23 protein-coding genes are annotated in these 23554 nt (G+C 59.3%); 17 read left to right on the forward strand and 6 right to left on the reverse strand.

Features of this window, described 5'->3' with window-relative positions; all coding sequences use genetic code 11:
- Nucleotides 1-12: 12 nt before the first annotated feature.
- Nucleotides 13-321, forward strand: a complete 309-nt coding sequence (locus HYPDE_RS09755; protein ID WP_041320296.1) for a polyhydroxyalkanoic acid system family protein — start codon at nt 13-15, stop codon at nt 319-321.
- Between the two features lie 30 nt (nt 322-351).
- Here HYPDE_RS09755 and HYPDE_RS09760 read toward each other — a convergent pair whose 3' ends face one another.
- On the reverse strand, nt 352-741 hold the full coding sequence (locus HYPDE_RS09760) for a Rap1a/Tai family immunity protein (RefSeq protein ID WP_015598270.1): 390 nt from the start codon (nt 739-741) through the stop codon (nt 352-354).
- Nucleotides 742-1073: 332 nt separating this feature from the next.
- Here HYPDE_RS09760 and HYPDE_RS09765 point away from each other — a divergent pair, with 332 nt between their 5' ends.
- The 4 genes from HYPDE_RS09765 (at nt 1074) to HYPDE_RS09780 (ending at nt 4314) form a co-directional block, all read left to right on the forward strand.
- Nucleotides 1074-1982, forward strand: a complete 909-nt coding sequence (locus HYPDE_RS09765; protein WP_041321095.1) for a DnaJ C-terminal domain-containing protein — start codon at nt 1074-1076, stop codon at nt 1980-1982.
- 1 nt (nt 1983) lies between these two features.
- Nucleotides 1984-2328 (forward strand): chaperone modulator CbpM, encoded by a 345-nt coding sequence (locus HYPDE_RS09770; protein ID WP_015598273.1) that lies wholly within the window; start codon nt 1984-1986, stop codon nt 2326-2328.
- 202 nt (nt 2329-2530) lie between these two features.
- Entirely contained in the window at nt 2531-2740 is a 210-nt protein-coding gene (locus HYPDE_RS09775; protein ID WP_015598274.1) for a hypothetical protein, read from the forward strand.
- Between the two features lie 329 nt (nt 2741-3069).
- Complete coding sequence (locus HYPDE_RS09780; RefSeq protein WP_015598275.1) at nt 3070-4314, forward strand: PQQ-dependent sugar dehydrogenase; 1245 nt, start codon at nt 3070-3072, stop codon at nt 4312-4314.
- Nucleotides 4315-4482: 168 nt separating this feature from the next.
- Here the strand turns inward: HYPDE_RS09780 and HYPDE_RS09785 are convergent, their stop codons facing one another.
- On the reverse strand, nt 4483-5172 hold the full coding sequence (locus HYPDE_RS09785) for a TetR/AcrR family transcriptional regulator (RefSeq protein ID WP_015598276.1): 690 nt from the start codon (nt 5170-5172) through the stop codon (nt 4483-4485).
- Between the two features lie 349 nt (nt 5173-5521).
- Between HYPDE_RS09785 and HYPDE_RS09790 the strand changes: the two genes are divergently transcribed.
- The 7 genes from HYPDE_RS09790 (at nt 5522) to HYPDE_RS09820 (ending at nt 14739) form a co-directional block, all read left to right on the forward strand.
- Entirely contained in the window at nt 5522-6907 is a 1386-nt protein-coding gene (locus HYPDE_RS09790) for an aspartate aminotransferase family protein (RefSeq protein ID WP_015598277.1), read from the forward strand.
- Nucleotides 6904-7656 (forward strand): gamma-glutamyl-gamma-aminobutyrate hydrolase family protein, encoded by a 753-nt coding sequence (locus HYPDE_RS09795; RefSeq protein WP_015598278.1) that lies wholly within the window; start codon nt 6904-6906, stop codon nt 7654-7656. Before HYPDE_RS09790 ends, HYPDE_RS09795 begins: the two co-directional genes overlap by 4 nt.
- Nucleotides 7653-9002: a glutamine synthetase family protein gene (locus tag HYPDE_RS09800; protein WP_015598279.1), complete on the forward strand. Its 1350-nt coding sequence runs from the start codon at nt 7653-7655 to the stop codon at nt 9000-9002. The genes HYPDE_RS09795 and HYPDE_RS09800 overlap by 4 nt, the downstream gene beginning before the upstream one ends.
- A gap of 12 nt (nt 9003-9014) precedes the next feature.
- Nucleotides 9015-10502, forward strand: coding sequence for an aldehyde dehydrogenase (locus HYPDE_RS09805; protein ID WP_015598280.1), 1488 nt, complete (start codon nt 9015-9017; stop codon nt 10500-10502).
- Between the two features lie 18 nt (nt 10503-10520).
- Entirely contained in the window at nt 10521-11975 is a 1455-nt protein-coding gene (locus HYPDE_RS09810; protein ID WP_015598281.1) for an NAD-dependent succinate-semialdehyde dehydrogenase, read from the forward strand.
- Between the two features lie 78 nt (nt 11976-12053).
- Complete coding sequence (gene gabT, locus HYPDE_RS09815) at nt 12054-13349, forward strand: 4-aminobutyrate--2-oxoglutarate transaminase (RefSeq protein ID WP_015598282.1); 1296 nt, start codon at nt 12054-12056, stop codon at nt 13347-13349.
- A 67-nt stretch (nt 13350-13416) separates the two neighbouring features.
- A complete protein-coding gene (locus HYPDE_RS09820) occupies nt 13417-14739 on the forward strand; it encodes an aspartate aminotransferase family protein (protein ID WP_041320298.1) in 1323 nt (440 codons plus the stop codon).
- A gap of 99 nt (nt 14740-14838) precedes the next feature.
- Here HYPDE_RS09820 and HYPDE_RS09825 read toward each other — a convergent pair whose 3' ends face one another.
- Nucleotides 14839-15249, reverse strand: coding sequence for a hypothetical protein (locus HYPDE_RS09825; protein ID WP_015598284.1), 411 nt, complete (start codon nt 15247-15249; stop codon nt 14839-14841).
- A 27-nt stretch (nt 15250-15276) separates the two neighbouring features.
- Between HYPDE_RS09825 and HYPDE_RS09830 the strand changes: the two genes are divergently transcribed.
- The 4 genes from HYPDE_RS09830 to HYPDE_RS09845 all read left to right on the forward strand — a co-directional run bounded on the left by HYPDE_RS09830 (nt 15277) and on the right by HYPDE_RS09845 (nt 18678).
- Nucleotides 15277-16203, forward strand: coding sequence for an IS1595 family transposase (locus HYPDE_RS09830; protein ID WP_015598285.1), 927 nt, complete (start codon nt 15277-15279; stop codon nt 16201-16203).
- Between the two features lie 101 nt (nt 16204-16304).
- A complete protein-coding gene (locus HYPDE_RS09835; RefSeq protein WP_015598286.1) occupies nt 16305-16892 on the forward strand; it encodes a DUF6088 family protein in 588 nt (195 codons plus the stop codon).
- Complete coding sequence (locus HYPDE_RS09840; protein WP_015598287.1) at nt 16889-17953, forward strand: nucleotidyl transferase AbiEii/AbiGii toxin family protein; 1065 nt, start codon at nt 16889-16891, stop codon at nt 17951-17953. The genes HYPDE_RS09835 and HYPDE_RS09840 overlap by 4 nt, the downstream gene beginning before the upstream one ends.
- A gap of 242 nt (nt 17954-18195) precedes the next feature.
- Nucleotides 18196-18678 carry a hypothetical protein gene (locus HYPDE_RS09845; RefSeq protein WP_015598288.1) on the forward strand — a complete coding sequence of 161 codons (483 nt, stop codon included), beginning with the start codon at nt 18196-18198 and terminating at the stop codon, nt 18676-18678.
- A gap of 502 nt (nt 18679-19180) precedes the next feature.
- Here the strand turns inward: HYPDE_RS09845 and ald are convergent.
- The gene (ald, locus tag HYPDE_RS09850; protein ID WP_015598290.1) at nt 19181-20305 is read right to left on the reverse strand and encodes an alanine dehydrogenase; all 1125 of its coding nucleotides are present in this window, start codon (nt 20303-20305) and stop codon (nt 19181-19183) included.
- A gap of 138 nt (nt 20306-20443) precedes the next feature.
- Between ald and HYPDE_RS09855 the strand changes: the two genes are divergently transcribed.
- Nucleotides 20444-20923 (forward strand): Lrp/AsnC family transcriptional regulator, encoded by a 480-nt coding sequence (locus tag HYPDE_RS09855; protein ID WP_015598291.1) that lies wholly within the window; start codon nt 20444-20446, stop codon nt 20921-20923.
- An 8-nt stretch (nt 20924-20931) separates the two neighbouring features.
- On the opposite strand, the gene HYPDE_RS09860 is transcribed toward HYPDE_RS09855, so the two are convergent.
- Together HYPDE_RS09860 and thiL are read right to left on the reverse strand one after the other, a co-directional pair.
- Entirely contained in the window at nt 20932-22290 is a 1359-nt protein-coding gene (locus HYPDE_RS09860) for a L,D-transpeptidase family protein (RefSeq protein ID WP_041321100.1), read from the reverse strand.
- A gap of 228 nt (nt 22291-22518) precedes the next feature.
- Nucleotides 22519-23544: a thiamine-phosphate kinase gene (thiL, locus tag HYPDE_RS09865; protein WP_051112072.1), complete on the reverse strand. Its 1026-nt coding sequence runs from the start codon at nt 23542-23544 to the stop codon at nt 22519-22521.
- Nucleotides 23545-23554 lie beyond the last annotated feature (10 nt).

The raw sequence follows: 23554 nt of genomic DNA on the forward strand, positions 1-23554 counted from the left end.
CAGGAGCCGACGATGCCTAAACCGATTGTGGCTACTATTCCGCACAGTCTCGGCAAGGACGAAGCGATGCGCCGTCTGAAGTCCGGACTGGGCTCCGCGTCTTCGAGCGTGCCGATTCTCAGGATCGATGAAGAAACGTGGGCCGATAACCGGCTCACCTTTCGGCTGACCGCACTAGGTCAAACCGCCGAAGGGACTGCCGACGTCGAAGATGACAGCGTGCGCATCGAAGTCGTGCTTCCGTGGTTCCTGCAGAAGGTAGCGGAGATGGTTCAAACCACGATCGCATCGCGAACCCAGATTCTGCTCGAAAAGAAATAGACGGACGAACTTAAACAATAGGCGGTTCGATCATTTGGCCAGGTCTTCGAGGCAGGGATAGGCGGATATCAGAGCGTTGGTCGCGAGCGTCACGAAAGGCGACGTAAGTTTATCGGGCTCCGCCTTGAGCTTGCGAACGATGATCACTCGCAAATCTTCGAGTTTTATGATTTCGGGAGCGCACCATTGCACCTGAATGCCGTTTTCCCGCTCGAGATTGTTGATATCGAGCAAGGCTTGCAGATATCCGATGCATGCCATGTCGGACTTCTGACAGTGCGGCAGCCAGAATTTCGCCGTGTGGACGTCCTGCTCAGCGCATGCAGGTATTGTCTGGAGCATCAGCGCGCACAACGCGACAACAAATGAAAGCTTTGGCAGCGAACTATCCTTCAAGGCAATGCGGCCATGGCCGCTCATCGTTCTATTCAACCGTTCGAAACGTCGCGACGAATGTTGCCGCAGCCTCTTCCATTCTCGTTCGGCGGTTCGTGCCGATACCGATGCCGGCTGCCCGCACTGTGCGCTGAGATTGTTTCCAAAGCGGTAAGCACGCGCACCCAGATAAAATCGCCGAACGTTGCGCGTCTTTCTTTACCTTATCCGCCGGATTGGCCTCGCCCGGCCCCGACCTACATCCTCGCATCGACTCCAGTGCTCTCTTTCGGGCCGGTTTTCAAGCTGCCCTCGCCAGTCTATTTTTGGGGGCGAAGGCCGCCTGCCATTGCGGCGTAGAATGATTGGAGCAGCTGTTGAGCGATGATCCATATAAAGTCCTCGGGGTAAGCCGCGACGCCTCGCAGGATGACATTCAAAAAGCCTATCGGCGGCTTGCGAAGAAACTGCACCCCGATCTCAATCCAGGAAACAAGGCCGCCGAGGAAGAGTTCAAAAAAGTTTCGGCGGCCTACGATCTCGTGGGCGACGCCGATAAGCGGGCGCGCTTCGAACGCGGCGAGATCGATGCTTCGGGCTCCGAGAAGCCAAAACGCGAATATTATCGCAACTATGCGGGGGGCGAGTCCGATGCATACGCAAACGCGGAAGGATTTTCCGATTTTGCCGGTGACGACGATCTCTTTTCCGCGATGTTCCGCCGTGCCTCCGCCTCCCGCAGCAAGGTCCGCATGCGCGGCGCGGATGCCCATTACAAGCTGGCTCTTGATTTTCTCGACGCAGTCAACGGCGCGAACCGCCAAGTGACGCTGCCAGACGGGTCCGTCCTCGATGTGTCCATTCCGGCTGGGACGCGCGACGGGCAAACGCTTCGATTGCGCGGAAAGGGCTCACCCGGCCTCAATGGCGGTGTATCAGGCGACGCGCTCGTCGAAGTCGAGGTGCGACCGCATCCGATGTTCACGCGCAAGGGCGAAGATATCCATGTCGAGCTGCAGTTGCCGCTCGCCGATGCCGTGCTCGGCGGCAAGATCAAGGTTCCGACGATTGACGGGTCCGTGACGATGACGGTGCCGAAATGGTCAAACAGTGGCCGCACACTCCGCCTCAAAGGCAAGGGCGTCAAACGTGCCGACGGCGGACCCGGCGACGAGTACGTGACCTTGAAGATCATGCTGCCGGATAAACCCGACCCCGAGCTAGAGAGGCTCGTCTCGGAATGGCAACAGGGCACCGGCGCAACTCATCACGACACGGAGGCATGAGATGCACTATCGCGAGTTTCTTGTTCGTGCGCGTCTCGAAGACGACGTCGTGAAGGAATGGCTCACGGCAGGTTGGCTGATACCCGCCGAACATGCGGGGGAGGCGGAATTCTCCGACATCGACGTCGCGCGCGCACGTCTGATCACCGACCTCAAGGGCGACATCGGTGTCAACGACGAGGGTGTCGCCGTGGTCCTGCATCTGCTCGACCAGTTGCACGGGCTTCGACGAACGCTTGGCGATATCCTTACGGCCGTGCAGGCGGGACCCGACGACCTTCGCGAGCAACTGCTTGCGCATCTCAGCAACGCAACGACCAGTTCAGATCGGAATTCGAGCCGGTAAGCCGCGCTCCGGTATTGGCGATCGCGGCCATCGTCTTCTGATCCGAAGCGAATGTCGCCGTATTTTAGCGATCGTTTTCACCTGTCGTTAAGCACAGGATAAGACTGCGTTTTTCCATTAACGTCATGGACGGTGATGTTCGCGTACGTTCGACCTCGGCCGGGTATTGGCCACAGGAATTCGGACAGAGAAAGTTTGCGTAATGTCGCTCAAGTTGATGGCCCGGCCCCGCGTCGAGCCGACCCCTCGAATCGATACCCCCGATGACATCGCTGAGATGATGGCCGAAGCCGCCCGCGTCGATGCGATGTTCCAAAGCGGCGCGATTTCGACTCTCTTTCCCTACGCCCTTGCTGCTGCTCAAGCGGCGCAAACCGAGCCTGATCCCTCTCAGGAAGATGCGGACGCCTGAGCGTCCGCTCTCTCCTTGCCCGCGCGGCTGGATATCGCGCCGCGCACCGGTCGGCAGATCAAATCTCAATGTTCCAGCATGCCGGTCCCGCTTTGCTGCACAGCGCCAGAAGATTTTCGATAATCAATGAGCACATGCCGCCTAGGCGGTCAGGCAGTGTGACTTTTGGCATACGCTACTGAGCAATTGCGAAACGTTCGTCGTATATCGACCATCCTAAGCCATTCGGTTGTCTGAATATTCATCTCGCGGGCTTGCTGGCGCCACGTTTTCGAATAGTGTCACCAAACTGAAACAATTCATTCGGTGACCGGGGCTGGAGGCACAATTTGAACCAGATCGCATCGGGCGTAAGTGTCCGTTCGGCAATTAAAAGTGGCCTCGCAAGTATCCTCATTTCAGGTCTTTCCCTTCTCCTTCCCAGCGATGCCGGCGCCGAAGTCTCAGTCGGCGAACCACAGACATCTTCAGCCATCGCGCCGCCTGAATACGTCGACGACCGCGACTTCCCTTTCGAACTGCGCCCCCTCGTTTCGAAAAAATTGGCCATGCCCTGGGCCATCGCCTTTTTGCCTGACGGCCGGGCGCTGGTTACGGAGCGTCCGGGACGGCTGCGCCTTGTCGAAGGCGACCACATGGTCGACGAGCCCATCGCCGGCGTTCCCGAAGTTGCCATCGGCGGTCATTCCGGCCTTCTCGACGTGCTCGTCGACCGGGATTTCCCAAACACCCACCGGATCTTTCTATCGTTCATGCATGGCGGACCGGACGGGTCGACCATTCGTATCGTCCGTGCCCGTCTGGACGGCATGGCGCTTGAAGACAAGCAGGTCATTTTTGAAAGCAGGCCCGCCGTCAAGGCGACCGATCAGATTGGCGGTCGCCTCGCCTTCGGACCCGATGGAATGCTCTATCTGACGATCGGCGACCGCTTCCAGATGGAGCGCGCTCAGAATTTGCTCGACGATGGCGGCAAGATTATCCGCATCCGCGACGATGGCAGCATCCCCGACGATAACCCATTCGTCGGCCGTGATGACGTGCTCCCAGAAATCTATAGCTATGGCCATCGTAACCCGCAGGGAATCATCGGCAATGCCGGCGACGGCCAGCTTTGGTCAATCGAGCAGGGTCCAAAAGGCGGTGACGAACTCAACCTTATTACCTCGGGTGGCAACTATGGCTGGCCGCTGGTGACGTTCGGAATCAACTACGATGACACGATCATTTCCAGCCAGACATCGGCGCCGGGCATGGTCGATTCCGTCCACCATTGGGTGCCGTCAGTCGCGACCGCGAGCCTCGTCGCCTACACCGGCAACGTCATGCCCGATGACTGGCAGGGCAACTTCCTGGTCGGCACGCTTGTCGGACAATGCTTGGTACGCCTCGAAGTGACGAACGGCGTCGTCACCCGGGAGCGCCGTTATTTCCATGACAAGATCGGCCGTATTCGCGACGTCGCGGTTTCTCCGGACGGCTTCATCTACCTTTTGACGGATGGGACCGAAGCCTCGCTCTATCGACTGGAGCCGGCGGAAGACCTCATAGCAAAAGCGAAGCCGCTACAATAAGCTCGTGCCACACGGCAACACTCGCAAAGGGCGAAGGCTTCGGCTTCGCCCTTTTTTGTGCGCCAGCCCGAGCTAACGGTTGCGCGCTTCCATGTCGTGCCGCGCATTGTGGAAGGCGACGCAACTCGCACCTTATAAGCCGCCGATGTATCAGATTTTTCGATATCGTTACGATGGAGCCGCTCCCGCTTGTGGCTTATTTGCTGGTTTTGTGGGACGTTTGGTGAACTTCGCGACACCTGCAATGAATGCATCCATTGAGGCACTGAAAGCCAAGTCCGGATCGAGAGCTTTCAGTGCGGGCACGAGCGCGCGGGTCGATTTGTAGACGTCGGCGTCGAGTGCATTGAGTTCTGCCTCATCGCTTTCGCTGATCGGCCTTAGCAACCCTTCGGCTTCGGCGAGCGCAAAGCCCAGCACGAACGCATAGAACGCCAAACCGAGTCCGGCCGCCCGCTCGTCGGAGAGACCCGCGCGCCGCATCGCGCAATAAACGATCTCACTCGCGACGTGGTCGGCGGGACCGGTCGCATGATAACGAAAATGCAGATGAAAGATGCGCGGGTAACGATGCGCCAGAGAGCGGAATGTATCGGCAACGGCTTTCAGATCGTTTTGCCAGCTCTCCGTCGCGACCGGAACCTCGACCCCGCGTACGGCATGATCGGCAATCGCCCGCAGAAGCTCTTCCTTCGAGCGGAAATGATGAAGCACCGTCATCGGATCAACGCCGACGGAACCGGCAAGCTTACGGATGGAAAAGCCGGCTTCGCCTTCCTCGGCGAACAGCTCGAACGCCGCCTCGAGAATGGCTTGCTTATCAACTCTGCGCCGCACCTTGGGTTTCAAGTCTGCCATGCCGGCTCGGCCCCCTTGACACTTCTACGGTGTAGACTTTAGTATTCGCCCTTATCGTAGAGCATGTAAAGACTGCTTTTGCCGCTTTGTGACCGGCGGCCGGCGCGACCGCTGATGGTCATAGTTTCTTGGAATTTTCGTCGATGGTATCGGTGCATATCCGGCTCCCGTTCCCTGCCTCGCGCCGCGCATCGGTCAGCCGTCGGACGGCATGGGCCATTGACCGGATGCCCCATGCAAAACGCGAGCTTATGAAGCTGTGCGCCCGCATCGGCTATACCCCGCACTGAAAGCTCCCAGCCTTCCGCCGTTGTCCCTCAGGGCCCATCAATTTGCTGGAGAGAATTTCGTGTCCAACCGGCTTCAGACAGAGCAGATTCAACAGCTCGATTCACAGCATCATCTGCATCCTTTCACCACGCACCAGACGCTCCGGGCGGCCTCCGGCCCGCGCGTGATCGTCAAAGGTGAAGGCGCTTATGTGTTCGACAGCGAAGGCAATCGCATCCTCGACGGCATGGCCGGTCTCTGGACGACGAACATCGGCTACGGCAGCAAGGAGCTGGCTCAGGCTGCCTACGATCAAATCCTGGAGCTGCCGTTCTACAATACGTTTTTCAAGACGACGCATCCGCCAGTCGTCGCTCTGGCGCGCAAGCTCGCCGAGCTGGCGCCCGCAAACCTCAATCAGGTTTTCTTCGGGTCTTCCGGATCGGAATCGAACGATACGGCCATCCGGCTCATTCGCCATTATTGGGTTCTGAAAGGCGAACCAAAGCGGCGCATCATCATCAGCCGCAAGAACGCCTATCACGGCTCGACGATCGCCGCGGGTTCGATGGGCGGCATGAGCCACGTGCATCAGCACAGTTATCCGGTCTACGAAGGCTTCCGGCACGTAATGGACCCGTACTGGTACGGCGAATCCTTCGACGGCGAGACGCCTGAGGCGTTCGGGCTCCGCGCCGCGCGCGCCATCGAAGACGAGATCTTGCGCTGCGGACCGGAAAACGTCGCGGCATTTGCCGGCGAACCTGTGCAAGGCGCAGGCGGTGTCAAGATTGCGCCCGATACCTACTGGCCGGAAGTGCAGCGCATCGTCGACAAGTACGGTATTCTTTTGCTTGCAGACGAGGTCATCACCGGCTTCGGCCGCCTTGGGACGTGGTTTGCCTCGGAATATTACGGTATCCGTCCCGACCTCATCACGTTCGCGAAAGCCGCGACCTCGGGATATGTGCCGCTGTCGGGCGTGCTTGTCGGAGACAACATCGCCGACGCCTTGATGGCCGAGAACGACGACTTCAATCACGGCTACACGTTCTCCGGGCATCCGGTCGCGTGCGCCGTCGCGCTCAAAAATCTCGAGATCATGGAGCGTGATCGTCTTGTCCCGCGCGTTAAAGAAACGACTGGCCCCGCACTCGCGCGGATGCTCGCGCGCTTCAAGGATCATCCGCTCGTCGGCGAAGTCCGCTCGGTCGGCATGATGGGCGCCATCGAACTCGTTGCCGACAAGAAGACGCGCAGGCGCTTCTCGGATCTGGGGCGAGTCGGCCTTATCTGCCGGGACCACTTCTTCCGCGACGGCTTCATCATGCGCGCCGTGTTCGACACAATGGTTTGCGCGCCGCCCTTGATCTGGGCCGACACGCAGTTCGAGGAAGCGAGTGCGGTCATCGAGCGTGCGCTCGACCAGACACTTCAGGACGTCAAAGGAGAATTGGCGGCATGAGCCGACCGATCGTTCTCATACCGAGTTGCACGAAGGCCATCGGCGGACTGACGTTCGACACCGTTGGGCGAAAGTATTCGGCCGCCGTCGCGGAGGTTGCCGAGTGCCAGCCGCTGCTCGTTCCGCTGGGGCAGAGCATGGCGGATATCAGTGCTGTCCTAGACGTCGCTGACGCCATTCTATTGTCGGGAAGTCTGTCGAACGTCGAACCCCGCCACTACAGCGACGAGCTGCCGCTCGATCCAACGACCGTCGATCGTGACCGGGATGCGCTGACGCTGCCGCTGATCCGAACTGCGATCGAGCGCAAGATTCCGCTTTTTGCAATTTGCCGGGGCTTTCAGGAACTCAACGTGGCACTCGGGGGCACGCTGCACCAAGCCGTGCACTCGGTCGATGGTCACAACGATCATCGCGAGCCAACGGATGAAGACTTCGAGATCAAATTCGGACCGAAACATCAGGTTCGGCTCGAAGGCGAACTCAAGGCTTGGATCGGCAAAGACCAATTGACCGTAAACTCACTGCATGGGCAGGGCATCAACAAGCTCGCCGAGCCGCTCATCGCCGAGGCATTCGCCGAGGACGGCCTCGTTGAGGCCGTTCGCGCGCCAGCCGGAAATGCATTTTCTCTCGGTGTGCAGTGGCATCCCGAATGGCGGCCGCAAGACAATCCAGCATCTGTTGCCCTGTTTCGCCGCTTCGGCGAAGCCGCCCGGGGTCGTACCGCAAAGGGCCACGCCGCATGAGCGACACTCACATTACGATCGATGAAACGGAAGCGTTCCTCGCCGCGAATCCCAACGTCACCTGGATCGATCTCATCCTGTTCGACATCAACGGCATCCCACGCGGCAAACGCTTTCGGCGCGACGACATCTCCGGCGTCGCGAAAAACGGCGTGATGATCCCCTCGACGGTGTTCGTGATGGACCCGCGCGGCAACTGCGTCGAAGAAACGGGAAGGCTTTGGGAAACGGGCGATCCCGATGTTCCGTTCCGCATTCTCGAAGGCACGTTGCGCGCCGTTCCGGTCGGCGACGGCCGCCATGCACAGGCCGTTATCTCGGTCACGGAACCTGACGATCTTTGCCCACGCGGTGTTCTTGCAAAGCAAGTCGCGGCGTTCGCGGACCAGGGCCGGACGCCTGTCGTCGCAGTCGAACTCGAATTCTATGTGACGAAGCCGCAAACGAACGGCGCGTTCAAACTCGAGATGCCGGACGGAATTTCCGACGACCCAGAACGGCCGATGACATTTCAGTTCGACGAAATCGACACGCTCGCGCCGTTCATAGACACAATCTACAAAGTCGCTGACATTCAAGGACTGCCGATCGACGCCGTCATGCAGGAGTCGGGGCCGGGTCAATTCGAAATCAACCTCAAGCACAAGCCGGATGCTGTCGCCGCCGCGACAGACGCCCTGCTGCTAAAGCGCGCCATCAAGGCCGCTGCCAAAGCCCATGGCCTCGAAGCTACGTTCATGGCCAAGCCTCACCACGACTGGCCGGGTTCGGGCATGCATCTGCACGCGAGCCTCGTCGGCAAGGACGGACAAAACCTTTTTGCGGGCGATCCCATTTCTGCACTGTTCCGCAACGCCATCGGCGGGCTGCAATCGACGATGTGCGATTTCATGGCCATCTGGGCGCAGTCGGCGAATGCCTACCGGCGTTATGTCCCGAAGAATTACGTCTCACTCGCTGCGCATTGGGGGCTGAACAATCGCAACGTCGCGCTGCGCATCCCGCGTGCGGCGGGCCCCGGAACGCGCGTCGAACATCGCGTTGCGGGTGCCGACGCCAATCCCTACCTCGTACTTGCGGCGATCCTTGCCGGCATGCGGCACGGAATTGCAAACAAGATCGAGCCAGGCCCGATGGCCAACGGTGAGGCCAACGGCACCGAAGCCCCGCAGTTACCGACGGTCTGGTATAATGCGCTCGAACGTTTCCGGGCGTCCGACGTTGTCCGTGATGCGTTCGGTCCCGAATTCCAAGATGTCTATTATCGATTGAAGCAGACCGAACGCATGGAGTTCGAGCGCGTGGTCACATCGCTCGACCACGCTTGGTACGCTCAAGTTGCATAAGGCTTTCGTGTCATGACATCGCTCGCGCACTTTGAAGCGGTCGCCGGTTCGCTGAAACTTCCGGGCGAAGCCGTCATCGACGGCAAGCTTACAGCGAGCGCATCCGGCAAGACGTTTGCGAACGTGACGCCGCGGAACGGACGCGTACTGAACCAAGTTGCCCAGTGCGATGCCGCAGACATCGATGCCGCGGTGAAAAGCGCCCGTCGCGCTTTCGAAGATGGGCAGTGGCGCAAGCTTCATTATCGCGACAAGAAGCGCGTGCTGTTCAGGCTCGCGGAACTTATGACACGCGAAGCCGAGGCGCTGGCCATCCTCGAAAGTCTCGACGTCGGCAAGCCGATCACGAATGCACTTAAGGGTGATATTCCGGGCTCCATCCGGACGCTCGCCTATTATGCGGAAGCACTCGACAAGGTTTACGGCGAGGTCGGTCCCGAGGCACCCGACCGTTTCTCGTTCGCGGTCCACGAGCCGCTGGGCGTCGTCGGAGCCATCGTACCGTGGAATTTTCCGCTGCTGATGGCGATGTGGAAGATCGCGCCGGCACTCGCGATGGGGAATTCCGTAGTCCTGAAGCCGGCCGAGCAATCCCCCCTCACCGCTTTGAAGATCGGCGAACTGGCGCTCGAAGCCGGATTGCCGCCTGGCGTGCTCAATGTGGTCCCCGGATTTGGCGCCGAAGCCGGCAAGGCATTGGGGCTTCACGACGACGTCGACATGATCGCGTTCACGGGTTCGGGGGCGGTCGGAAAATTGCTGATGCAGTATTCCGGTCAGAGCAACCTGAAACGCATCAGCCTCGAGCTTGGCGGCAAATCTCCGCACATCATCTTCGCCGACTGTACCGATCTCGATAAAGCCGCGATGCAGGCGGCGTGGGGCATCTTTTACAATTCCGGCCAAGTCTGCACGGCGGGATCGCGTCTGCTCGTGCATGACGCAATCGCGGACCAATTTCTGGATCGGCTGCTTGCCGTCGCCAGCAGGATTGTCGCCGGGGATCCTCTCGAACCGTCGACGAAAAGCGGCGCGATGGCGAGCGAAGAGCAGATGAAAACGGCGCTGCGCTATATCGAGACGGCGAAGCGCGAAGGCGATGCGTTGACGCTCGGCGGCAACCGCACGCGCGTCGATAGCGGCGGCTTCTACGTCGAGCCGACGGTATTCGACCGCGTCAAGCCGGAGAACACTTTGGCGCGCGAAGAAGTCTTCGGCCCCGTGCTGGCCGTGACCCGCTTCAAGGAAGCAGACGAAGCCATCCGCATCGCCAACGACACAAACTACGGTCTCGCCGCCGGGCTTTGGACGAAAGACATTTCGCTCGCCCATCGCGCCGCACGCGAAATCCGCGCCGGGCTCGTCTGGATCAACGGCTGGGATAGCTGCGATATTACGATGCCGTTTGGCGGCTTCAAGCAGTCGGGCTTCGGACGGGACCGCTCGCTGCATGCACTTCACAAATATGCCGACTTGAAGTCGGTCTCGATTACGCTCTGAGTATCCGGAGTCACTGGAATGAATGCCAAGACGACAGCAGCCTTCCCGACAGCAGCGCTCATCGATGGAGAGTGGGTCACGTCAAAGAAGACGTTTCCGGTTCTCGATCCGGCGACTGGAGACAAACTGGCCGACGTGCCGGACATGACGGCCGAGGATGCCCGGCACGCCATCGACGCCGCATATAGAGCCTTTCCGGAATGGTCCGCCAAACCGGCAAAGGAACGCGGCGCGATCCTGCAACGCTGGTGCGCGCTGATCCTCTCCGAAACGGAAGCGCTTGCACAGCTCATGACCGCCGAGCAAGGCAAGCCCCTTGCTGAAGCACGCGGCGAGGTCGCCTACGGAGCGTCATTCATCGAGTGGTTCGCGGAAGAAGGCAAACGCGCCTACGGTCATACGATCCCGACGACCGGGACGTCCCGGCGCTATGTCACGATCAAGCAGCCGATCGGCGTTTGCGCGGCGATTACGCCGTGGAACTTCCCCATCGCCATGATTACGCGCAAGGTCGCTTCAGCGCTCGCAGCCGGATGCACGATTGTCGTGAAGCCGTCGGAAGAAACGCCGCTTTGCGCGCTCGCCGTCGCCAAGCTCGCAGTCGACGCAGGCGTTCCGGCCGGCGTCCTGAACGTCGTCACGACGCTTGATGCGCCCGGCGTCGGCAAGGCACTGACGGGAGATGCGCGTGTCCGCAAGCTGACATTCACAGGCTCGACCGAGGTCGGCAAAATTCTCTACCGGCAGTCCGCCGACACGATCAAAAAGCTGACGCTCGAACTCGGCGGCAACGCGCCGCTTATCGTTTTCGACGATGCCGATCTCGAACGAGCCGTCAGCGCCACGATGGCGTCGAAGTTCCGCAACGCGGGGCAAACGTGCGTCTGTGCCAACCGCATCCTCGTGCAGGCGGACATTTACGATCGCTATGTTGCGGCGCTTAAGATTGCGATTGCGAAGTTGCACGTCGCGCCGGGCCGCGATCCGAAGTCCACTGTCGGGCCGCTGATCAATGCCGATGCGATCGCAAAGGTGAAATCGCTGCTCGCTGATGCGACCGAGCACGGCGCGAAAATCGAGCTTGGCGGCAAACCCGACGCAAACGGAGCGCTTTTCTTTGCGCCGACGGTCGTCACCGGCGTCGAACCCGGCATGGCGATCGCGAACGAGGAGATTTTCGGGCCAGTGGCATCGATCATTCGTTTCGAAACGGAAAGCGATGCGATCCGGATCGCCAACGATACACCATATGGCCTCGCCGCCTACCTTTTCAGCCAGGATATCTCGCGGGCCTGGCGCGTCGCGGAAGCACTCGAAACCGGCATGGTCGGCGTCAATGAAGGTGTCTTTTCAAACGAGGTCGCCCCGTTCGGCGGCGTCAAGCAATCCGGCCTTGGCCGCGAAGGCGCACAGGAAGGGCTTGAGGAATATCTCGAAACGAAGTTCCTCTGCCTTGGCGGCATCACCGACTAGCGGTCAAATCTCGGCAGGGCAATTGCATCATTGCTCTGTCGAGAATCACAAAACATCATCCTCTTCGAAGGTACGACAATGGCTACGTCAGCCGAGCTCCAGGCCCGCCGCGTCGCCGCCGTTCCGCGCGGCGTCGGTAACATCACGCAGATTTTCGCCAAGACGGCGAAGAACGCCGAAATCTGGAGCGAGGATGGTAAGCGCTACATCGACTTCGGCGCTGGCATCGCAGTGGTCAACACCGGGCATCAGCACCCGCGCTTGATTGCGGCCATTCAAGAGCAGCTGAAAGCCTTCAATCACGTCTGTTTTCAGGTCACTCCGTATGAAAATTACGTTAGCTTGGCCGAGCGTCTGAATGCCATTGCGCCGGTTCCGGGCGCGGCAAAGACAATGCTCGCCTCGACGGGCGCCGAAGCAGTCGAAAACGCCGTCAAGATTGCGCGCGCGTTCACCGGCCGGCCGGGCATCATCTCATTTACAGGGGGCTTCCATGGCCGCACTCTCATGGGCATGGCGCTGACCGGCAAAGTTGTTCCCTATAAGAAAGGCTACGGACCGTTTCCGCCGGACGTCTACAATGTCGAATTCCCAAACCTCTATCACGGCGTCAGCACCGAGCAGAGCCTCAGGAGCCTGAGGTCGCTCTTTAAGCATACGGCCGATCCGTCGAGCGTCGCCGCGATCATCATCGAGCCGGTGCAAGGTGAAGGCGGCTTCAACATCGTGCCGAAGGATTTCATGATCGCACTGAGGAGGCTTTGCGACGACCACGGCATCCTTCTGATCGCGGATGAGATCCAGACCGGCTTTGCGAGAACCGGCAAGCTCTTCGCGATGGAGCACTTCGGCATCAAGGCCGATATCGTCACCATGGCAAAGGGGCTTGCAGGCGGCCTCCCGCTCTCGGCCATCGTCGGTCGCGCCGACGTGATGGATGCATCGAACCCCGGTGGGCTCGGCGGCACGTACGCCGGCAATCCGATTGCTTGCGCGGCCGCACACGCCGTACTCGATGTGATCGAAGCGGAAAAGCTCTGCGATCGCGCCAACGCCATCGGCAAGATCATCATGGATCGCTGCACTTCGTTTCAGGATAATTCGAACCTCAATTGCATCGGCGACGTGCGCGGCCTCGGCGCCATGTGCGCGGTGGAACTCGTCAAGGACAAGGCAAGCGGCGAACCGGCGCCCGAACTCACGGGTGCTCTACTCAAAGCCGCCAACGAGCGCGGACTCATTCTGCTATCATGTGGCACTTACGGCAACGTCATCCGCTTTCTCGTACCACTGACGGCGAGCGACGAACTGGTCCGCGAGGGCATGGACGTCTTCGAAGCGGCGCTAACCGACGCCGTCGCTAAAGTGGCTTGATTCACTTCCGCACTTGGCGGCCGGCTCTCCGAAAGAGAGTCGCCAAGGGCCAACAAAGGACTTTTCCATGAACGTACAAATCAAGCCCAACGACCTCGCAGCGTTCTGGATGCCGTTTTCGGCAAATCGGCAATTCAAGAAGGCGCCGCGTCTGTTCGTCGAGGCCAAGGGCGTGCATTACGTCACCAACGACGGCCGCCGCGTGCTCGACGGCACGTCAGGGCTTTGGTGCGTCAACGCCGGGCACTGCCGGCCGAAAATCATCGAAGCGATCAAGCAGCAGGTCGAGACGCTGGATTTTGCCGGCGCATTCCAGATGGGGCATACGCGTGCTTTCGAAGCGGCGAACCGCCTGATCTCGATTGCGCCGAAAGGCTTCGAGCATGTCTTCTTCACGAACTCAGGTTCGGAATCGGTCGAGACGGCGCTCAAGATGGCGATTGCCTATCACCGTGCCAAGGGTAACGGTACGAAAGTCCGGCTGATCGGCCGTGAGCGCGGCTATCACGGCGTCAACTTCGGCGGTACGTCGGTCGGCGGCATCGGCGGCAACCGCAAGATGTTCGGAACGCTTGTCGGGGGCGTCGACCATCTCCGTCACACGCATGATCTGTCGCGCAACGCGTTTACCCGCGGCGAGCCTGAGCATGGCGCGGAACTCGCCGACGATCTCGAACGGCTCGTCGCGCTGCATGACGCTTCGACGATCGCAGCCGTCATCGTCGAACCGGTGGCCTGCTCGACGGGCGTTCTCATCCCACCCAAAGGCTATCTGAAGCGACTCGAAGCCATCTGCCGGAAGCACGACATCCTGCTCATAGCGGATGAAGTCATCACGGCGTTCGGCCGTCTCGGCACCGCATTCGGCTCAGATTATTTCGGTATCTCGCCGGACCTCATCACGACGGCCAAGGCGATCACCAACGGCACGATTCCGATGGGTGCGGTTTTTGTCAAATCGCACATCCACGATGCGTTCATGAATGGCCCCGAGTGGATGATAGATTTCTTCCACGGCTACACCTACTCGGGCCATCCGATGGCGTGCGCAGCGGCAATCGGCACGCTCGATACCTTCGCCGAAGAAGGGCTGCTGACTCGCGCCGCCGAGCTTGCACCCTATTGGGGAGAGCGGGTTCACGCCCTCAAGGGCCTGCCGCACGTCATCGACGTTCGCAACATCGGTCTGATCGGCGCTGTCGAATTCGAGCCTGATCCGGCGCAACCCGGCAAACGCGCCTACGACCGCTTCGTGCAAGCCTTCGAGCAAGGGCTGCTCGTCCGGCAGACAGGCGACATCATTGCGTTGTCGCCGCCGCTGATCATCTCGAAAGATGAGATCGATCAGCTGTTCGACATCTTCTCGAAAGTCCTGAAAAACGCGAGCTGAGCAATTGCAATGCAAGCTCAGCACGGGATTCCGTGCCGTCACAGTCGCGGCGGCACGCTTCGCGCATTGGAAAACTGACTCTTGTCTGTTCGGACAGCGTCAGCGGAGATACGGGCAAACGCGCTCGACACCACGGCGGTCGATGAAGGTCCCCGTACGGTAGCTGAATTCGGGGAAGTCACGAGCGCAGCGATCCATGTCGACGCGATCGGCACGATGCTCGGCGACCGCCGAAGCGATCAATGCGCCTCCGACGATACCGCCGATAAGCGCGCCCGGTCCCCAGCCCCATCCGCCACCATGCCTACGCCAGTAGACTTTACTGACGGCAGCTTCCGGCTTGGCATTGACAATGGCGCCCGTCACGAACGGTGCGGCAGACGCCTGTGCGCTGACGGCAACGCTTGCGACGATGCTGGAGAGAGCGACCGCTGCGGCGATCGACTTGCGGAATGTGATCATCTGAAAAACGGGAAGTATGCACTTGACAAAGAAACGTTGACGGAGCATATTCGCCTCATAGCTTGAGGTGAACCCATGTCAGTCGATCCCCGCGATCCAATGTTCCACAACGAAGATAAGGCTCGGGCCTACTTCGAGGAACAGCGCTGGCCGAACGGCCCCGTCTGCCCGCACTGCGGTTCCAAGCACGCTCATCGCCTCGAAGGCAAAGCGCACCGCGCTGGCCTCTTACAGTGCAATGACTGCCTTGGTCAGTATTCCGTGACGCTCGGCACCGTCATGGAAAGCTCGCACGTTCCGCTGACCAAATGGGCTCTGGCCTTCCACAAGATGGCCGCCAGCAAGAAAGGTATCTCGGCCAAGCAGATCCAACGGGAACTGGACTTGGGCAGCTACCGCACGGCTTGGTTCATGGCGCACCGAATCCGGGAGGCGATGGGCATTCCGAACGATGATGGTAAGATTGGCGGTTCTGGTAAGACCGTCGAAAGCGACGAGACGTTTGTCGGCGGCAAAAAGAAGAACGTCCATCGTGGCAAGCCCGAGCCGAAAAAGCATGCCGTCATGGCGCTTGTCGAGCGTGGTGGAAAGATGCGCGCGAAGCACGTTCCGAACGTCACGGCCAAAACGATTAAAAAGACGTTGGCCAAGCATGCCGACAAGGCGTCAGTCCTGATGACGGACGACAGCACTTGGTCCCGGACAGCGGGCAAGAGCTTTGCCGACCATGGCGTCGTCAAGCACTCGTTGGGCGAATACGTTTCGAAGGACGGCATTGCCCACATCCAAACCGTGGAAAGCTTCTTCGCGATCCTGAAACGCGGCATCACGGGCAGCTTCCACTCCGTCAGCGAAAAGCACTTGCAACGGTATGTGGACGAGTTCGCGTTCCGCTGGAATGCTCGCTCTTCGCTCGGCATCGAAGACGCCGAACGCGCCGCTCAAATGGTGCGAGGCGCAGAAGGCAAGAGACTGACGTATCGACAGCCTGACCAAGTCTAGGAAGCGGAGGAAAAAGCAGCGATAGGCTGCTTTTCTGGGCTTGATCTGGTAAGGAAAAAACAATATATTCCTGACATAATATTTGCGTTAATGGGTGCTAAATGGCTGGAATAAATGATAAAATACTCAAGATAGTTCGCCGCCACGGTCGCGGCGCGCGCGTCTACACGGCAGCGGATTTCCGACACCTTGGTTCTGATAGGGCCGTGTGGCAGGCATTGTCGCGGCTTACGAAGGCTGGAAAGCTGCGTCGGTTGGCGCGAGGGCTTTACGACTATCCGAGGCACAATAAATTGCTCGATATTCAGGTCCCGGCTTCTGCAGATGCCGTCGCCGCTGCGGTTGGCGCCGTCGCTGGGGACAGTCTTGCTGCTGCGCATGCGCTTGGCGTCACGACCGCAGTTCCAGTACGCCCAACCTACCTGACGTCAGGCCAGAGTCGTTCACGTACTGTCGGAAATCGCATCATTGATCTCCAGCACGCTCCAGCATGGCTGTTGGATTTCAAGGACACGCCAGCGATGCCCTTTGTACAAGCGCTGAACTGGCTGGGTGACAATGCTGATGAGGATGTAGTGGACAAATTGCGCAATCAAATGACGCCAGAGATTGAGCGTGCTCTAAAAAACAAGCGCGTTCCTGGACGGCTGCGTGAACCCATCAGAATGTTGACCCTCGCCCCAGCATGAAATCCGAAGAGTACGCTCGATTTGAAAAGATGTCGCGACAGAACCGCCGCGACATCTTTGAGATCGTTGCGGAAAAGAGAAGCATACGTGCCGCCTACGTTGAGAAGGACTATTGGGTCTGCCGCGTCTTAGATATTCTGATGAAAGAGCGCCCGTACATCCCCAAATGCTTTTTCAAAGGCGGTACTTCGCTGTCGAAGGGCTTCAATCTGATCAATCGGTTCTCTGAGGACATCGACATCGTCTTCTCACGCATCGGATTGGGAATTGATGTTACTAACGATCCTACTGATCCAAATTGCGTAATGTCTAATACGCAGCGCAAGAAGCTAATCGATGAAGTCAAAAGCAAGAGCGCTGGCCACATGCGTGGAAAATTGGTGAAGAAGCTCACCAATGCCCTACCAAAATGCACTGTTAGCTTCGATGATGGGGACGGTTCCGTGTTGGTGGGATACGAGACCGTATGCGACACCGACGATTACGCGAAGCCGCGAATAAAAGTCGAGGGTGGCGCGCGCGGGGCCTTAGTGCCCACGATCGAGCAACGCGTGGTGCCATACGTTCAAGACTTATTGACCGGAAAACAGAAATTCGATCTTGGGATCGATAAGATCACCATGATTAGGCCGGAACGCACGCTTCTTGAAAAGCTAGTAGCCATACACGGCTTCAACAGTAAGTGCGCATGCGAGGATAAATCAAAACGACCCCGGGATGCCAACCGTTACTCTCGACATTTCTATGATGTCGCGTGCATTGCGCCAACGGGGCATGGCAAAAAGGCTCTTAGTGACCCAGAGCTTTTCGCACACGTAGTCTCGCATTCCGCGCTGACCTTTCCAAGTGGTGCCGCACGCTACGATCTCGCTAAGCCCGATACGATTGCGATTGTGCCCACAAAAGCGGTTCAAAAAATGCTTGAGGCTGATTACCAATCGATGCGGGGCATGATGTTTGGAACGCCGCCCTCGTTCTCTGATATCACCAAACAGCTTGCAATCATCGAAGCCTCTCTGAGGCAGCTCGAAGAGCGACAGATGGTTCTTGACCTAGTCTAAGGCTTCTTCGATGCGGAGGCGCTAGGCTTCCGCTTCGATTTTTTACCGACCTTCATTTCTGCGTGCGGCTTGGGAGGAGTGTTTAGTGCTCGCCGTACGGCGTCATCGCGCCGTTTGGATATTTCCGTATCGGTCAGTTGCTGTGGCTGCTTGGTGTTCATCGTATGGCTCCCAAATCGAAAATATATAGAAAACCCAAGCCTCGTAAATTGCCCCCGCGCCCACTACCTCTAGGGCACAAAATGACTAGCGTTGGACCGATTCAATATCGGTTGATCGGCCAATTCCTTGTTGAGTGGTCGAAACTTGAAGCAGCCTTGGACGATCTCATATGGCGCATACTAGGGCTTTCGGACGATGACGGGCGCGTAATCACTACGAAATTTGACGCAAGAACGAGAATTGAAGTGTTGATTGTACTTGGTCAACGCTATTTCGAAGGTTGGCGGCTTCGTTTCCTCGTCGCCGCGCTAGATGCTACAGACAATTTGAGAGAGCATCGAAATTTTATTGCACATGGTGTTTGGGGGAGAATGTCAGGCGGTGTCGCTGTTGCAATGTCTTTGAAGCCAAAATCTGAACTAGGCGAAATCATTGGGCAGTCCTATCCCCATGACCAAATGCGAGAACTGACAATGGATGTCCTGAAAGCCAAAAGGATCATCACTCGGACGACTCTTTCGCTCGGCGCATCGCCAGGTAAATACGACACACAAGGTCAGTAGGACTGAGCCATCCCTCATATGTCTCACTAATACCGGTTGGCCCGATAGCCTCTAAGCCTGCCGCAATCATTTCCTCCGTTATTTCGAGATCATCCATGACGCACCTCACGGTGCCTTGCCGCCCTGTCAGAGGCAGAATCGCCGCGAACTAGTTCTTTGTCAAGTGCATACTTCCCTGAAAAACCCTCATCCAAGTGGGATGGCTCGTGCGTAAAACGCGATTCGCGCCGTATTCCGTCGCCGCCGTTGAAAATCGCATTTTTTCACGATGACGTATTGGCTACGGCACGGCTGCGCTTGAGTTGGCGATAAAATGCGTCGGAATTTCGCTTCTCGCCGATCTTTTCGAGCGACTGCAAGACCGCCGGTTCATCCCACGCACGGTGCGAACGAATGCGGACGTGAAATACTCGTTTGGGTACAAAGAGCCGGCCGCTCCGGGGGGAGGAGCGGCCGGCGGTGGCCGCCGGTGAGGGATCCGGCGGCACGGGGGTCTCAATCTCTATTCCGCAGCGATACGAAAGGAGCGCGCGCCATCAAGGCTGTCGAAGCCGAGCGAGGCGGCAACTGCGGGATGCGTGATCCGTCCTTCCTTTACGTTCAAGCCTGCTGCGAGATGCGGATCGCGATCGAAGGCTGCGAGACCCTTGTCGGCTAGTTTCATCACGAACGGCAACGTCGCATTGTTTAACGCCTGCGCCGACGTAACGGGCACGGCGCCCGGGATGTTCGTCACGCAGTAATGGATGATGCCGTCGACCTCGAAGGTCGGGCGGGCGTGCGTCGTCGGATGCGACGTTTCAAAGCAACCGCCCTGATCGATCGCGACATCGACCAGCACGGCACCCTTCTTCATGTCTTTCAGCATTGCGCGCGTGACGAGTTTCGGCGCGCTGGCACCCGCAATGAGAACCGCACCGATTACGACATCGGCGCCGAGGACTTCGTTCTCGATCGTCTCCATCGTAGCGTCGAGCGTGACGATCCGGCCTTTGAACAACTCATCGAGCTGACGCAGACGCGGCAACGACTTGTCGATGACGGATACTGTAGCACCGAGCCCCGCGGCCATTCTCGCCGCGTGAGTGCCGACGACGCCTCCGCCGAGCACGACGACCTTGGCCGGCTTCACGCCTGGGACACCGCCGAGCAACACGCCGCGCCCACCGGCCGGCCGGCGCAACGCAATGGCCGCAGCCTCAATCGACAACCGACCGGCGACCTCGCTCATCGGCGCGAGCAACGGCAAGCCGCCTCTGGCGTCGGTCACGGTTTCGTAGGCGATCGCCGCGACGCCCGATTGCATCAGGCCCTTGGCCTGCTCGGGATCCGGCGCGAGGTGTAAATATGTAAAAAGGATCTGATCGGGACGCAGCCGCTTCCATTCGGTGGGCCGCGGTTCCTTTACTTTCACGATCATCTGGGCGCCGCTGAAGACATCGTCCTCAGTGGCGACGACGCGGGCACCCGCTTTCGCGTAGGCGGCATCGTCAGCGAAGATGCCTGCACCGGCCCCGGCCTGGACGATGACCTCGTGACCGTGAGTTACCAGTTCACGCACCGAACCGGGCACGAGACCGACGCGAAACTCATCGCTTTTGATCTCCGTCGGAACGCCGATCCGCATTTGCCGCTCCCATGTGCGCGGACTCTTGTTCTACGGTGTAGAATGTCACAGGCGAGATGCGATTACCCGGCAATTTGACTTGCCGACAGGATTTCCGACGCAGATAATCAACGCAAAAAACATATCTCGCGCAGAAAAATGACAACAACCAATCTGGATGCTTTGGATAAGGCCATCCTGGCTGCGCTGCTCGCGGACGGACGGCAGTCGCAGGTCGACCTAGCCGAACGTGTACCGCTGTCTCCGACCGCCATTGCCCGGCGCATTCGCGCGCTGGAAGAACGCGGGGTTATTTCCGGTTATCAAGCGCGGATCAACCGCACATCTCTTGGGCTCACGATGATGGCCGTCGTGCAGATCAGTTTGAAAAGCCAAAGCGAGGATTTGCTCGCGGCTTTTGAAAAAGCAGCAGCGGCGGCGCCATCGATCACCTCGTGCCACATGATGTCGGGCGAGGACGATTACATCATCACCGTCCTTGCGCACGATCTCGAGGATTTCGAGCGCATCCACAAGGAGCAGCTTTCGCGGCTCCCGGGCGTGGCGCGGCTCAGGTCGAGCTTCGTTCTGCGCGAAGTCGTAAGCCGGCCGCTGCCGCTGGCATCCCTCGCGCGCTGAGCTAAGCCCTAAGGCGCCAGCGCGGCGGCAGCCGTCGCCGGAGGCGCATCGTCGTTGTCGCGCTGATAAGCAGTCCGCAACGCTGCACCATCCCGCCCGTAAATATCAGGGCGAAACTCGATACGGCCATTCGACGGTTCGGCCCACGCCGTGATGTAGGCAAAGTACACGGGTATGGGATGCGTCAGCTTCAACTCCATCGGCTGCCCGCCAGCAAGCGTTTCGCGCACGTGACCAGGCTGTTCCCAGCCGGGCTCGTTGTGAGCGATCCAATCCCCGAGGTCGAAGACGTTCTGGACGCGAACGCAGCCCGCGCTGAACGGTCGGCTCTGCTGATCGAAGAGATTCTTCATCGGCGTGTCATGCATGTAGACGCCGAACTCGTTCGACATGTCGATGCGCAAAAGACCGAGCGCATTCTTTTCGCCCGGATCCTGCTTGAACTTGTAGCTTGCCACCTGCGGGGCGTTCCAATCGATCGTTTTGGGATCGAGCTCAGGACCATTAAAGCCGTTGTAAACGCGAATGCCTTCTTCAGCGAGATATCCAGGTTCCTGCTTCAGACGTGGAACAAGATCGAGCGTCGCGACGCTGTCGGGAACGCGCCAGTAAGGGAAGAAGTTCAGCGCCTTGATCATCGCGCGCACTTCCGGTGTCTGGCGTTGAGGACGGCCGACGATGACGCGATGGCGCAACTGCACCTCGTACTTGTCGACGGCCTCGAGCTGGAAGGCGGGAATGTTGACGAGGACATAACGATCCTCGATGCCATGCATCAGAGACTGAAGACGCTGCAAGTTAAGTTTCAGCTGCGCCAGCCGCTCGTCCGCCGTCGTATTCAGCACCGGATATACCGATTGCTCGATCCGGCCCGTGACGCGGATGCCGTGGCGGCGCTGGAAGCGCTTCACCCCCTCTTCGAGTTCGGAATCGAACGTCTCGGCATCGTAATAGGAACCGTTGGCGGGCATGTCGCCCGTGATGCGCAGGCGCTTCCTCAAAATGGGCACGCGCGGATCGTCATCGCCGACGCGCATCATGCGTCCTGGCGGGACGAGAGGCCAGCCGCCGCTATCGACGATCTTCTGATAGCGATCGATGGCAGCCGATATGGCGTTGAGCATGGCGTCGCTTCGCCATGGCGTCGCGTCGGGCCGGAGATCGTCGAGAGGTTCTTTCTTGCGCACCGGCGCCGAGTCCTGGCCGCCGCCAGAGAGCGATCCCTGGATTTGATCCCAAAGCGTCATCTGCGCGTGACTTGAAGTTACGAACTGCGGACAGATTTGGAAAAATGCGACAATAGCGATGGTAACGGCGCTTCTCAGGAACACATCCCAATACCGCGCTGTCGAAAGTAAAACCTTCATTCCGCGTGCCCCGCCTTCCTTCGATTTAGCCGCTGTTCCAATGAACGACGTGCGGGCAGCAATCCCTTGCCCGGCTCGGCGGCCCCGATATGCCGCGTGCCATTTCGGCCACTTCGAGGAAAGTGGCACGAGCCATATGGCCAAAGCGTGGCGCTTTACCAAGCCCTGCACATTGCCGCCCTACGAAGAAATGCAAAGCTGTGTTGCAATCCCGCCGCCCCGGCTACGTTACCGCAAAAAGTGATCGTAGCCCGGGTGACGCGGCTCGATCCGATTACCCCTGGAATCGAGCACAGCGACGTGGGTTCCGGCATCGAGAACGCCAACATCGCGGACCGCGATGCCCGTTTTTGCGGCACTCGCCAGGAACTTCTCCGCCTTTTCGGGCGAAACCGCGATGAGCAGCTCATAATCGCCGCCGCCGGCGAGAATGGCGTCCTGGACCTTCGGGTCGGCTGCAAGCGCGGCGCGCACAGATGACGACAACGGGATCACATCAAACTTCAGCGCGAGACCAAGCGGCCCGGCGAGGCGGGTCAAATCTTTCACCAGCCCATCGGAAATATCGAGCGCAGCCCGGGCATGGGTGCGAACGGCGGCTGCAAGCGCCGAACGCGGCCGCGGGCGAAGATACCGATCGAGCAGGAACTCGCGATCGGATTCCGACAACCGATCTTTGAACAGTGACGGCTCGCGGCGGAGCGCCAGCCCGAGGGCCGCGTCTCCGATCGTGCCTGTAATGAAAACATGATCTCCCGCTTTGCTTCCATGCCGGGGAACGAAGGCGCCGGATGGAACCGACCCGATGATCGTTATCCCGATCGACAACGGCCCCGGCGTTCGGTCCGTATCGCCACCGATCAGCTTGCAACCGAATTCCGTCTGCGCCGCGCGCAAACCCTTTGCAAAGTCTGCGATCCAGGCTCGTTCCGGCGCCTCGGGCAATGCAAGCGTCAAGAGATACGCCAAAGGCTCAGCGCCCTTTGCCGCCATATCGGAAACGTTGCAGGCGAGCGCTTTCCGCGCGATGTCGGCTGGCCGGTCGTCGGGAAAAAAGTGGACGCCTGCGATGATCGGATCGCTGCTGAAAACCAGATCGATGCCGGGCGCATGCGGAATGACCGCTGCGTCGTCTCTCAACCCAAACGCCCCGGGCATGCCTTCGGCAAGAGGCACGAGATAGGTCTGGATCAGCTCGGTTTCGCTCTCGACCCGGGGGCCGTTCTTATCTCGCTCGAAGGGCGTCCCCGGCATATCGGTCGCC

This window comes from Hyphomicrobium denitrificans 1NES1, assembly GCF_000230975.2.
Taxonomy (GTDB): domain Bacteria; phylum Pseudomonadota; class Alphaproteobacteria; order Rhizobiales; family Hyphomicrobiaceae; genus Hyphomicrobium_B; species Hyphomicrobium_B denitrificans_A.